This is a genomic window from Candidatus Culexmicrobium sp., from assembly GCF_058356305.1.
Genome location: NZ_JBTVBB010000004.1, coordinates 1 through 13,002, shown reverse-complemented (window position 1 = coordinate 13,002; position 13,002 = coordinate 1). Strand labels below are relative to the sequence as shown.

The 13,002-nt window shown below is 34.7% G+C and carries 13 protein-coding genes; 6 read left to right on the top strand and 7 right to left on the bottom strand.

Translation table 11 applies throughout. The features are described from left to right. Positions 1-14 precede the first annotated feature (14 nt). Together ACW8TM_RS00540 and ACW8TM_RS00535 are read left to right on the top strand one after the other, a co-directional pair. Positions 15-1,769 (top strand): prenyltransferase/squalene oxidase repeat-containing protein, encoded by a 1,755-nt coding sequence (locus ACW8TM_RS00540; RefSeq protein WP_491531321.1) that lies wholly within the window; start codon positions 15-17, stop codon positions 1,767-1,769. Next, complete coding sequence (locus ACW8TM_RS00535; protein WP_491531320.1) at positions 1,766-2,707, top strand: hypothetical protein; 942 nt, start codon at positions 1,766-1,768, stop codon at positions 2,705-2,707. The genes ACW8TM_RS00540 and ACW8TM_RS00535 overlap by 4 nt, the downstream gene beginning before the upstream one ends. Before the next feature lie 4 nt (positions 2,708-2,711). Here the strand turns inward: ACW8TM_RS00535 and ACW8TM_RS00530 are convergent, their stop codons facing one another. Genes ACW8TM_RS00530 through ACW8TM_RS00520 form a run of 3 tightly spaced genes read right to left on the bottom strand, consistent with a single transcriptional unit; the run spans position 2,712 to position 6,259 of the window. Continuing rightward, the gene (locus ACW8TM_RS00530) at positions 2,712-3,965 is read right to left on the bottom strand and encodes a 2,3-bisphosphoglycerate-independent phosphoglycerate mutase (RefSeq protein ID WP_491531319.1); all 1,254 of its coding nucleotides are present in this window, start codon (positions 3,963-3,965) and stop codon (positions 2,712-2,714) included. Positions 3,966-3,969: 4 nt separating this feature from the next. Then, complete coding sequence (locus ACW8TM_RS00525) at positions 3,970-5,289, bottom strand: cyclic 2,3-diphosphoglycerate synthase (protein WP_491531318.1); 1,320 nt, start codon at positions 5,287-5,289, stop codon at positions 3,970-3,972. Positions 5,290-5,332: 43 nt separating this feature from the next. After that, on the bottom strand, positions 5,333-6,259 hold the full coding sequence (locus ACW8TM_RS00520) for a hypothetical protein (RefSeq protein ID WP_491531317.1): 927 nt from the start codon (positions 6,257-6,259) through the stop codon (positions 5,333-5,335). A 57-nt stretch (positions 6,260-6,316) separates the two neighbouring features. Here ACW8TM_RS00520 and ACW8TM_RS00515 point away from each other — a divergent pair, with 57 nt between their 5' ends. Together ACW8TM_RS00515 and ACW8TM_RS00510 are read left to right on the top strand one after the other, a co-directional pair. Next, a complete protein-coding gene (locus ACW8TM_RS00515; protein ID WP_491531316.1) occupies positions 6,317-6,670 on the top strand; it encodes a hypothetical protein in 354 nt (117 codons plus the stop codon). A gap of 4 nt (positions 6,671-6,674) precedes the next feature. Further along, on the top strand, positions 6,675-8,204 hold the full coding sequence (locus ACW8TM_RS00510; protein WP_491531315.1) for a M14 family metallopeptidase: 1,530 nt from the start codon (positions 6,675-6,677) through the stop codon (positions 8,202-8,204). Here the strand turns inward: ACW8TM_RS00510 and ACW8TM_RS00505 are convergent. Further along, a complete protein-coding gene (locus ACW8TM_RS00505; protein WP_491531314.1) occupies positions 8,201-9,031 on the bottom strand; it encodes a KaiC domain-containing protein in 831 nt (276 codons plus the stop codon). The genes ACW8TM_RS00510 and ACW8TM_RS00505 overlap by 4 nt on opposite strands. A gap of 43 nt (positions 9,032-9,074) precedes the next feature. Further along, on the bottom strand, positions 9,075-9,890 hold the full coding sequence (locus ACW8TM_RS00500) for a DUF92 domain-containing protein (RefSeq protein ID WP_491531313.1): 816 nt from the start codon (positions 9,888-9,890) through the stop codon (positions 9,075-9,077). 89 nt (positions 9,891-9,979) lie between these two features. Between ACW8TM_RS00500 and ACW8TM_RS00495 the strand changes: the two genes are divergently transcribed. Next, the gene (locus tag ACW8TM_RS00495) at positions 9,980-10,615 is read left to right on the top strand and encodes a hypothetical protein (protein ID WP_491531312.1); all 636 of its coding nucleotides are present in this window, start codon (positions 9,980-9,982) and stop codon (positions 10,613-10,615) included. A gap of 10 nt (positions 10,616-10,625) precedes the next feature. Next, the gene (locus tag ACW8TM_RS00490) at positions 10,626-12,023 is read left to right on the top strand and encodes a bifunctional hydroxymethylpyrimidine kinase/phosphomethylpyrimidine kinase (RefSeq protein WP_491531311.1); all 1,398 of its coding nucleotides are present in this window, start codon (positions 10,626-10,628) and stop codon (positions 12,021-12,023) included. On the opposite strand, the gene ACW8TM_RS00485 is transcribed toward ACW8TM_RS00490, so the two are convergent. Further along, positions 11,994-12,626, bottom strand: a complete 633-nt coding sequence (locus tag ACW8TM_RS00485; RefSeq protein ID WP_491531310.1) for a hypothetical protein — start codon at positions 12,624-12,626, stop codon at positions 11,994-11,996. The two genes, ACW8TM_RS00490 and ACW8TM_RS00485, sit on opposite strands and share 30 nt — an antisense overlap. A gap of 4 nt (positions 12,627-12,630) precedes the next feature. Then, positions 12,631-13,002, bottom strand: a 372-nt coding sequence (locus ACW8TM_RS00480) for a hypothetical protein (protein WP_491531309.1), incomplete at its 5' end; no start/stop codon positions are given.

Sequence of the window (13,002 nt, the reverse complement as noted above, 5' to 3'; positions counted from 1 at the left end):
AATGGAGGAACCAAATGATAGAAAACTTTGAGACAAGAGCTGCAAGATACATTATGGAATGGGGAGAATGGATTGAAAAACTTAAGTTATTAGCTGAGCTAGAAATTGATATAGAAAACCTCGACATATACCTTAAAAAACTAGTAGACCTGCAAAATCAAGATGGAGGATTCCCTAAAAAATGGATTAAGGGGAAAAGTTCAGGGATAATGGAAACCGCTACGGCAGTAGAGCTCCTATCAAAACTAAGAATTAAAAACGAAGCCACTAAAAAAGCAATAAAATACTTACTACAAAGACAATTAATAAATGGAAGCTGGAGAGAAGAAGAAGAGCACATTAGAGGAAAAAGTCCTAGAACAATTCTCCTAACTGCTAAAGTGATCAGGTCACTCTTATCACATAACATTAAAGGAGAAAAAATTGAGAAGGCGATAAAATTCCTAATAAGGGGACAGAGAGAAGACGGATTCTGGCTAACATCAACAAATGAAGTAGCAGAAATAGACCTCGAAGCAACAAATGAAGCAGCATTAACATTACTAGAACTAAACGATGAATACTCAGTTAAAGTAGCCAAACTAGGAATAGATGCGATATGGAAATGGTTCATGGAAAAAGCAACAGAAGAATGGAGTGATCCACCTAAAGAAGCAATAATTATTACAGAGGCATTAATAAAAGCTGGGTTGGGCGAAGCAGAGGCTGTTAGAAGAGTACTTAAAAGCTACGTGAAAACAGAGAAATGGAGATTTGGCGATAAAAGAAGCATAAGTACAAATGAAGCTATAAAAGTATTAGAAGAACTACTACTAGCAAAAGTCATAGACAGAAAGAAAATTAAAAAAGAAGTAGAAAGACTCATAACAATTAGGAAAAAATTAAAAGATTTAATAGAAAAAAATGAACAACAAATAAGAAAATACTTTTTAATCAGATTTGATGAAATAGGAATAAAACCAGATAATCCCCAACAAAAAATACTCCTGGGATGCTTCCTATATTCAATGATGGATCAATTCTTCTGGACATCAGAGGAATTTGATCCTCAAATAGAATATAGAGGAATAGTAGGATTAATTGGAGGAATAGATAAAATAGACAGATATAAGGATTTTGAAACAGTAAAGGAAGCATTCTTTAAGAGCAGAGCATTAAGAGGAATTGCTAGAAGAAGGAAAATTGAAGTTGCAAGTGGAATATCATTATTTGCAGAGTTTCTTTCAAAATATGGACCCTTTAAAAACTTCAATGAATTTGCCATAAAACTTAGAGCATACATTCTATTCGAAGTTGCACCTAAAGTGTCAGGATGGGATACATCCTACAATTTAGGAAAATTGCTAAGACTATTTTCAAAAGCGGAAAACTCAACGGAAAAATTAATGGAATCACTGACAATATCCCTGGAATGCTTACCAGCAGTAGGAACAAAAATAGCTACACTATTCCCATTCTATGCCTTCTGGATATTTGAAATATGGCCTGAAGTAAAGAAATATGTTAAATGCCCCATAGACTGGAACATAGTTAAGCCCTATGGAATGCTACAGTTAAGCTGCATGACCCTTAAAGAACTAAGAAGAGATCCAAAAAAAGCATCTCGTGCAATTTATAGACTAGCAGAAGAATTGTTCCCACAAGACCCTGCTAAAATTTCATTTCTATGGATAGTTGGACATGAATGGTGCACCAAACCATATAGATGCTATGGCTTAGCTGGGAGAAAATGTTGGATATTTGAAATATGCACGAGGGGAAAGAAATGAGGGAAAGGAAAATCTGGAATGAATACCTGACAAAATTTACAGCAAGACTCGAAGGAGGATATCTAGAAAACTTAAAAGAAATTATTAGAAAAAAGGAAATAATCGTCATAAAACATCATTACATGAGATTGAAGAAATCCGGAATAAATAAAAAAAGTAAGAAAGCATTAATGGACATTTTCACCTATAGTATCTTCGACCTATACTACTGGAAACTCAGAAAACGAGGAACAACTCCAGCAGAGGAATTAAAACGATTTAGAAAGACAATAGACACCTTAGAAAAATACCTAGATGAAGACTTAACATATTACACACTCAAAGATGAATGTAAACATATAGGAAAATTAACTAGAAGAAATATTGAAAAAATAATCACAACATTAAGACACATGGCTGAATCAATAAAAAGAGTTAACAAACGAAGTATAATTGAATTTTCTAAAAAATTGAGAAACCATGTAATGTTTAATGTATCTAAAGAAATACGAGATTCAATATTTCTCAGAAAAGCAAGATACTTTGGATTACTAACATCCAACATAGTTGAAAATAATTTATCAGCATTAGAAGCCATTAGATTATCAATATCATGCTTACCTGAAGGTCATCCCTACATCGCAGACATATTCCTCTATTTAACAAGCAAGGTATATAAAATTTGGAACAGCAAAATTAAAAGCCAATTAAATGCACCCATAGATACAGGAGTATCTGAAGTAAGCTTAAGCCTTGGACTAACAGATAAAAAACTTGAAAACTTAACATATCTATCTTTACATTACCAAGTATACCAGACAATTTCACAAACATTGTTCCCGGAAGACCCCTCCAAAATGATTGTGCTGAGAGCAGTAGCAGAAAGATGGTGCTACGATAAAGAATGGAAGCTATGTAAAAATTGTTGGTTAAATGAAAACTGCTCAAAAGAATATTAAAAATCTATTCTCCAAACTTTCTACTTCTCAATGAGTAATTCAATAATAATGGCATTAAATCAACACCTCTAATTCGCCTCAAACCACCCCTCAGAACACTTCTCTCATTAAATTCCCTTACATCATCAGGAACAATCGTTGAAGCCGAAATCAGTACTGGCGATGGATCACCAACATGATCACCATAACTTAAAGGAGTCACATGATCTGCAGTTACTGCAATACATAATTTATCCAAACCAATATTGTCAAGTAAAAAGCCAACCATTCTATCTATACGTTCAATCATCCAAACTTTCTCTTTAACAAGACCGTCATGACTTGCCACATCAGTACCCTTCACGTTAATTACAACTAAATCAAAATTTTCAATAACTTCAACTGTAGCTCTAGCTTTAGCCATTAAATCTGAATTCAATCCTCCAGTAGCACCGTTAACATTAATTACAGTGAAACCTAATGTTTTACAAATACCCTTAATTAAAGGTACTCCAGCAATACAAGCAGCTTTTAAATTAAACTTATCCTTAATTGATTGAACATGGGGAAGCGTTCCTGCACCTCTACATAAAACAATATTAACTGGAGGTAAACCCTTTGAAATTCTAATTTTATTTGCCGGATGATCCTTTAAGACTTCATGTGACTTTAAAGTAAATTCATTAATGATTCTAGCTGTTTTTATGGCAGCTTCATCATTACTCAAAGGCATCGCTTTTAACACCTTCAACCCATTCTTTCCTGGATCAGTATTAGAAACCAAACTGGAAATTCCAGATCCTCTAAGAACTAAAGCACCTCGATGTTCAATAGAATGCTTAAAAATTAACTTTACATTACCTGTAGAAACAAGTCTTAATTTATTTAAAACTTCTTCAAAAATTGGACCCTCACTCACACATCTACCGGCACGTCTATCCACCACAATTAAGTCATCAGTTACAGTTGCAAAATTACATCTAAAAGCTATATCACCAACCCTTATTGGTAAGCCCATACCTATAGCTTCAAAGGCTCCTCTACCTGTATAATTTTTTATTGGGTCATATCCAAGTAAAGCTAAATGTGCAGGCGCACTTCCAGGAGCAATACCAGGAGAAATAACATCAATTATCCCTGTTATACCACGCTTCGCAAGAAAATCTAAATTCGGTGTATCAGCAACTTCAAGTGGAGTTTTATCTCCAAGCTCTCTAACTATTCGATCACCCATTCCATCCCCTATTACTAGTACGATTTTTAAGACTTTGTTTTTCATAATTTTACCTCAAGTGCTCTTCTACAAATCCACTTAAAACATCCTCTAAGTTAGGTTTACTAATTTCCTCTAACTCAAAGGTAACTCTAACAACAGGCTTGTCAATTTTAATAAATCGTCTTAAATCTGTAGGTGTAGCCATTACAATACTATCACAATCTGCTCTAATCAAGGTTTCTTCTAACTCTCTCAATTGTTCTTCCCCATAACCTAGGGCAGGAATAGCTAGGGTGTTACGTTTCTCAACCACTTCTCTTATAGATCCAACAGCACACGTTAAGGGAGAAATTATTTCGCAGGCACCATATTGCTTTGCTGCAACATATCCAGCACCAAAGGCTAAATCTCCATGTAAAAGAGTAGGGCCATCCTCAATTACAAGAACTCTCTTACCTCTAATGAATTCAGGTTTATCCACTGAAACTACTGAATTAGCTCTAATTATAATGGCCTTTGAATTAACCTCTCTGATTTTTATTTCGACTTTTTCTACGGCTTCTCTATCCACTGAGTTAACTTTGTTTATTATAATCACATCAGCCATTCGAACATTTAGCTCTCCTGGAAAATATCTTAACTCATGACCAGGTCGCATTGGATCAGCTACAACTATTAACAAATCAGGCTTATAGAATGGAAAGTCATTATTTCCACCATCCCATAAAATTAAGTCGGCTTCCTTCTCAGCTCTTCTTAAAATTAATTCGTAATCAACTCCAGCATATACAGTTAATCCCAAGTTAATATGTGGCTCATACTCCTCCTTCTCCTCAATTGTACATTGATGTTTTTCAAGATCTTCAATTTTATCAAAACGCTGACAGATTTGTTTACGTAAATCACCATAGGGCATTGGATGTCTAACAACAACAACATTAACCCCCATTTTCTTTAATATCCTTGCAACTCTCCGGCTTACAGTACTTTTCCCTGCTCCAGTTCTAACTGCACATACAGCCACAACTGGAACTTTAGCCTCAAGCATAGTATCCTTTGGTCCAAGTAATCTAAAACTTGCCCCTGAAGCCATGGCTATAGAAGCCTTATGCATAACATATTCATGTGAAACATCACTATATGAAAAAACAACTTCATCTACATTATATTTATCTATTAACTCTGGAAGCATTCTTTCAGGATATATTGGAACACCATTAGGATAACGAGGACCAGCCAATTCAGGTGGATACACTCTCTTCTCTATCCCCGGTATCTGAGTAGCAGTAAAAGCAATAACTTCATAGTTAGGATTATTTCTAAAATAGACATTAAAGTTATGGAAATCTCTCCCAGCAGCACCCATTATAATTACCCTTCTAACCATAACGATCACCAACAAATAATTGATGAAAGAAGTATAAATAAAATTAACATTTCAAACCTTCAAATTTCTTAAGCCACTTCAATATAAGTTCATCTACTGGAGGGTGTTTTCTACGTCTCCTTCTAGGAAAGAAGGGGCACCTACCTACAACTTCGACAGCCTTGAGAGCTAATTCATCAGCCTCTCCTACTTCAAATTTATCCCATCCTAAATAGTGCTTAAAGGAATTAACATCAGTCCAGCTTAGATCAAAAGAATCTAAGTCATTTAGACTAATACAAACAGCAACCCTATTCAAAGACCTATGTAGACTCAATGGACAAGTAAACAATCTCTGAGGATCATGTTCATTATCAATCCTTAAGTTTTCAGCTGAAAAGGAAAGACTATGAAATTTCCATTCAAGCTTCATAATAGTGTATTCAACTAAAGCATACGCCAAATCTAAAGGATTATGCTTATCCCTTAACTCTGGAGAAAGGGCATTATGATGGATATGTACATGTGCACCCTCACCACTCCACTTTACAATAATAGACTTGCTAATATCATTAGATTCAAGAAAAGAAACAATCTCTCTACAAGCATCAATAGTAGCTTTCCAATGAAGCAAATCATTATCTATATCCCATGTAGGAGTACATGCAACAATATTATTTAAGTCAACAATATGCTCGAATTTGCTCAATTTACCATAGACATTAGCTGTTGCATATATAGTTCTCAAACCCATCCTTCCCCAAAAATCAACATACTTCTCAAGATCAAATTTAGAAGAAATATGGAGAGGAACACCCTTAAAATACCGCCTCAATAAGAATTTCTCTTTTCCACTTTCCCGTTTACAGTGAAATGCAATCCATCTCTTTTTTAGTCTATCAAATCCCTCAACATAAGTATGACACCACTTCACAATTTCATTTTGTACATCATCCCTCGAATAATGCTTCATTATTAAATTAGACGGCAATATTCTCAGCCACTTCATTTTTAAGAAAATAGAGTATTAAATTCATTTGGTGAAGAAATGGCAAAAAGAAAAGAAAAAATACCATTTCGAGTCAAAATGGCTGATGGAAGCATAGAGACAGTGTATGCCTACTCTGAAAAGCAAGCAATGTTCTTTGCATCAAGACTCGGGAAAAGACCTGTAAGAGTAGTTGGAATATTAAATGAAGAAGTAAGAGAAAAAGGAACCCTAGTCACTATGAAGGATGAAGACTTTATGAAGATGCTAAAAGAACTTGAAAATGCATATTACGGAGGAGATTATTTAAAAGCAGTAAAACTTCAAATAGAGATTCACAAGGCAATAGCTGAAGGTAGAGTATCATGGACCAATGAATTAGAAAGAAAATATAAAATATTTAAGTACTGGTGAAAGAATGAGAGTAAAAGTAAGATCAACTAAGACGCTTTTTATTCTAATTTTATTGTCAATCCAAATTTTCCTATTAACACCCATCCAAACAACAGGAAAAGAAGTGATATTGGAAAGTATAGATGTCAGACCAGGCATATACGTATTCTATGAAGACACAGATGGAGAAACAACTTTCAATATAACATATTATTCATTAAGAGAATACCATGAAGATCCGCAAATAAACGTAACAATAGAAGTGAATGGAAAAAATTACTGGTCAGTTTTTTCACTGAGAAATAGAAAGTTAAAAAATGGGACACTAAAGGAATGGAGATATTATCCTCTATGGATACCTAAAGGATTAAAAATCAACTCAGAAATTAAAATATACAACTCAAAATTCAAAGTTATAGAGATCAACAAAAATGAAATTATTATATCAAATCAAACTTTAACATTAACTTACGATAAATTTTCAGGTTCATTCATAAAAGGAGACCTAATACTAGGAGATAGACAATATGAAGTCACATTAAAAAAGACTAACATGCATTTTAGACGGATGCTCTTCCAAAACATCTATATAGACTGGGAAGAGTTAACAAGTATTCTTAAAAAAATCAATAAAAATCAAGTACAAATATACTCTATAGGAAAAAGCTGTCTTGGAAGAGATATCTGGGCTTGTGAAATAAAGGCTAGAAAAACAGAGAAGGCAGTTATAATTATTGATGGAGGAATGCATGGAAGTGAAGTAATAGGAGTTAAAACCGCAATATATATTCTTACAAGAATTCTCAATGAAAGCTCTCAAATCGAGGCTTTAGACTATATTACACTAATAATAATTCCCATGGTTAATCCAGATGGTGTAGAAGCATCAAAATTTCTTCCAGCCAAACCTCCAATCCTACTGAAATATGCAAGAAGAAATGCAAGGGGAGTAGATCTAAATAGAAATTTTCCATATGGATGGAGTGATGGTGGATCAACAGATTATAAAAGCCCCGACTATAGAGGTATTGCACCTGAAACCGAGCCAGAGGTAAAAGCACTGCTAAATGTTTTCAAAAATAGAAACATAAAATTCTATATAAACCTACATTCAGGAATAAGTGCCACATTAATCCCAGGATATGAAAGAAACCCTTACAGGGAGTTATATATAAATGAAATTGCAAGAGGAATAGCAAACATATTTGATCACCCAATAGCTAGAGGAAAATTTTACGGAGGATCAGCAAACTGGATACTATTCGCATATGAAAATAAGGCATTGTCAATAATAATGGAACTATATGGAAATAGGGAACAATTAGAAAAAGATTGGTTCAACTTTTATAATCCAACCACAGACATTGATGTAAATGAAATATGTGAAAAAACATATTATTCAGTCCTATATATAATTGGAAAAACACTTACTTGGATTGAGAAGATAGAAGAGAGCAGCAAAATAGAAAGTCAAATTACCATAATAATTGCCATTACCATGCCTATCATATTAACTATAATTTTTCTAAGAAGAAAAGTTAAACAACCAGTTTAACACTTATTCATGCTAACGTCATTTTCTGGAAATTCAAGTTCTTTCAAATACTCAGCTTTTTTAATATTTCGCATGACCTTAAATGGAAGAGAAATATCTTCCTTTCTAATTTCAATAGGACCAACAATCATTAAACCCTTACCATCAACAATTTCAATTTCATGCATCCTCAAATCATGTGGAGTTTGACGCATCTTTTCAATTAATATAAACCTCCTTAATCTTCCACTTCTCACAAAACGTCTAAATCTAATTATACCATCACCAATATGCTCTGTACCCCAACCAAAGGCTTGAGAAGTTGTAACTGCATATTGAGAAGTTGCCATTATAGTGAAATCCCATTTAGACAAAACTTTCTTTATAAAGTAGCTATATTTTCTAGCCATAGCAGGCTTATCAAGCCAAAATGCAGATAAAGAATCTATAACGAGTCTAGCTCTACCATAACCAAGCTTTCTCTTTGCTTCAATAACCTTATTTATCAACTCCTCAATATCTAATGTTCGAAGACACCATGGATCATCACCAACTGAAAGCAATGCATCCACAATTATCAATTTACCCTCATCAATTGCAGTTTCAAAATTCATGTTAAATTGGGCAGCTTGACGAATTATCGAACTTCTACTCTCCTCAGTTGTTACATAAATACACTTATCGCTAACCTTAACTCCCTGCCAAATAAAATGCAAACATAAAATAGTTTTACCTGTTCCAGGCTCGCCAGTAACTGCAACAAAAAATCCTCTAGGTATTCCACCCGCAAGCATTTTATCGAGTTCTATTATCCCAGTAGAAAGACGTTCAATCTTTACATTCAACATAATCCCCTAAGAAATACAGACTAACAATTATATTAACTTAAACTTAAAGAATAAAGCTTAAAGAAAAGCCAATAAACCCTCCAAAAGCAGTTGACATAAAATTAACTACATGATTATTGAGGAAGGAAAACCCTTTAACAAGTTTACCTCTAGATCCACAATTATGAAAGAGATGCTCACTCATCTCTCCACATTTTTCACACCAATATTGAGCTTGAATGGTTGCTCCCAGAAAACTATCAAATGTAGAACCAAAAAAACCTGAGAGAATAGATATAACGAATATCTTAAATGGAGAAAACGACGGCTCCACATTTATTAATAATGCAATCAAACCAATTATTGTTGAAGCTAGAAAAATAGCAACTTCACCATACGGGGAAATAGCACCAGAGGTACCAGGAGGAACCTCCCTCTTAAGGTTAGTTATAAGTCTTGGTTTTTTAGGGTAAAGTAGGCCGATTTCAGTTGCGAGAGTGTCTGCTGCAGCAGTACTAATAGCCCCCAGAAAACCACCAAAGAAGACCCCTCCACCTAAAAGACCTTCAGCAAATGCAAAAAAGGCGGCAACGCCACCATTACCAATAACGTTAGTCCAGGCTCTTGCCCCACCCTTAGCCTCAGCAACTCCTAATCTACATTTAAGATCATACTTGTACTTGGTAAAGAGGCTTGCAAAAAAGTGAAAAGTAAGTAGGATTGCAAACCATTTCCATCCGCCAAAAAACAAGATAATAAAACCAATTATGAAAGCAGCAATTGTACCAGTATAATCTACAAGTTTAAACCTTATGGATATTAAAGCTAAAAATATTAAAACACAAAGAGCAATAAATAAATCAGTGGACAATTGAAGCATTACCATAACCACCGAAGGACTCCGATATTAATGTCCCCCTATGCTAATATTAAATTTAACGCAGTAAAATTTATAATTGAGGCGGGAAAATGAACAAAACATTCACACTTCTAATAGCATTGTTAGCTGGAATCAGTATACCAGCATACTCTTTATCATCAGCACTAGCAACTATGATACTATACTTCAAGAAAAAACGTGTACTAGAAGTAATTAGATCAGTTGCAGGAGGACTTTTAGCAACAACCACACTGTATATTGCATCATCAGGTATGCATTTAATAATAGAAAACATAATTGATAAAAACACGGAACTATGCATATTAATGATACTCTCAGCAATCATGCTAATATATGGGCTAGGTACTATCGGAGTGTTTGGTCAACCTTGGCATGGCAAGCCTCCAGGAAAAATATGTGAAATAGTCGAAGAGAAACCATCAGGATCATCAACACTTCTAGGATTTATACTATACTTTAAACCGACAATTGTAGGAAGCATAGCATTTATCATGTCAACTATTATAAACAATCCAAGTCAAGCAATATGGTATTTCTTGGCATTATATCTTGGAATCACAATATCAACAATAACATCTTGCTACTATGGTTCAATAATCATTCAAAATGCAGATGACTGTGAGAGATATATAGAGAAAATCAGGAAAAATTCAGGTCTTATAGTAGTGATAGCAGGATTTATAGGAATATTATCTATTTTCTAAATGGATGCCTATGAAAATATATAAAGCCCTAACAATAGCTGGATCAGATTCAGGTGGAGGAGCAGGAATTCAAGCTGATTTAAAGACATTTGCAGCCTTCAGGGTTCATGGAATGACAGCCATAACAGCAATAACAGCTCAAAATACAACCGAAGTACGAGGAATACATGTCCTACCACCAGAATTTATTGCAATGCAAATAGACTGCGTAGTAGAAGACATTGGAGCAGATTCAGCTAAGACAGGGATGCTTTATACAAAGGAAATAATCGATGCAGTGGCAAAGAAAATTGAAGAATATAGTATTCCAACTGTTGTAGATCCGGTAATGATAGCCAAATCAGGAGCAAGACTCCTATTAGACGAGGCAATAGAAAAATTGAAAAAAAATTTAATACCAGTAGCAACTGTAGTAACACCCAACATCCCTGAAGCTGAAGAAATTGTCGGCTATAAGATTAAAGACTTAGGAGACATGGAGAAAGCTGCTGAAGACATTTCAGAGAAGGGAGCAGAAGCAGTAGTTGTAAAGGGAGGACACCTAGAAGGAGATGAAGTAATTGATATCTTATATTATCGAGGCAAAATCTTCAAATATAAAAAGAAGAAAATATATTGTAAGACTACACATGGAACTGGTTGCTCATTTTCAGCTGCAGTAACCGCATTAATAGCAAAAAGATATACTATACCAGAAGCCGTTCAAAAAGCCAGTAAATTCATGGAGAAGACAGTAAAATTTGGACTAAAAATTGGAAGAGGACACGGTCCAGTAAATCCAATGGCAATTCTATATGAAAACGCAGAGAAATATCAAGTATGGAAAAATGTGTTAGAGGCACTAAAAATAATTGAAAACTCCCCTGAATTAATCCCACTACTCCCCGAAGTAAGAATGAATCTAGGCGAAGCACCATTATATGCTGAAACAGTGAAAGATATCTGTGCAATAGATGGAAGAATAACACTTGTAAACGGAAGATTAAAAGGAGCAGGATGCCCAAAGTTCGGAGCATCAAAACATGTGGCGAAAATTATACTTACAACTATGGAAATAAATCCAGAATTCAGAGCTGCACTAAATATAAAATATGATAAAGAAATATTAGATGTCTGCAAAGAATTAGGAATGAAAATTGCAGAATTTAAAAGAGAGGAAGAACCACCAGAAATTAAGAAAATTGAAGGAGCTACATTGAAATGGGGAATAAAGAAAGCGATTAAAAATCTAAGTGAAATACCAGACATAATCTATGATGAAGGAGAAAAAGGAAAAGAACCAATGATAAGGATTCTTGGAAGAACTGCCCTTGAAGTTGTATTAAAAGCAAAGAAAATAGGGAAATTAATAGAGAAGAAGCAGAAAAAAAGAGGAAACTTATCCAGCCAATTTAAGCCAGTCGAATAATAGAAAGCTTAGTCTGCCTAGCATTAAGTTATACCTTGTTACCACAGTTTTAGCAAATGCGAAGCCGAAGGCAAGCATCATAAACCATCTGCCAACATCAGCTATTCTCTTACCACTTCCAGTATGTAATACTGGAAACGTGAAGATGAAGTAGTATAGCGAAGTAGTAACACCGACAATGAATATTACATTACTTAGTAGAGCAAAGGCTTCTGGCTGTGCAAGACTCACTTTAGCTGTTGCTGCAATTTGATCTAAGAAGCTCGTACTTATAGTTCGAGTAAATGCAGCAGTAATACCAGTGCCAACAACTACAGCGATACCATATCTATAAAGCCAATATAGTGTTCTATGGTATCTCATGTATAAGAGTAATCCTAGTATAATAGGAATGATATAGTGTGCTTCGCCGGCAGTAACATGATCAACTCCATAAGTTTTAATGCTAGCCAATGAAACAGCTAGTGCATAGCCTACTGAAGCCCCTACATAAGTATGTTCTGCAAACTTGAATAATGGATTATCTCTATAGGCAATGCTCCATAAGAATATATTTAGGAGAGCTCCAACCCATATACCAACTTCTGTCCAAAACTCGGCCATCTACTTAACCCCCCTTCTTCTGGAGCTTCAAGGAGAAGTATGCTATGTTTGCTAGTATTATGAAAAGTATTACCATTATATGTCCTAGGCTAAAGGAATCAGCCTTCTTAATTCCTTGACCTGGCTTTCCAATTAAGAACTCGTATTCTCCTCCCTTGTCTGCACCCACTAAAGCTTTGACTTGCTCTGGATAGTAGGGCTCAATAGTTGGCATCATCATTGCTAGTACAACGTTTAAGTACTTTACACCATAAGGTGTAACCCATTGCCTAATCCATCCAATAGCTACGTCTCCAGATGGAGTTAAGCTAATTAATAGTTCAAAGTCAGGTGCACCCTTAATTCCCTTTAACATAGGAATTTGATCTAGTGGTGT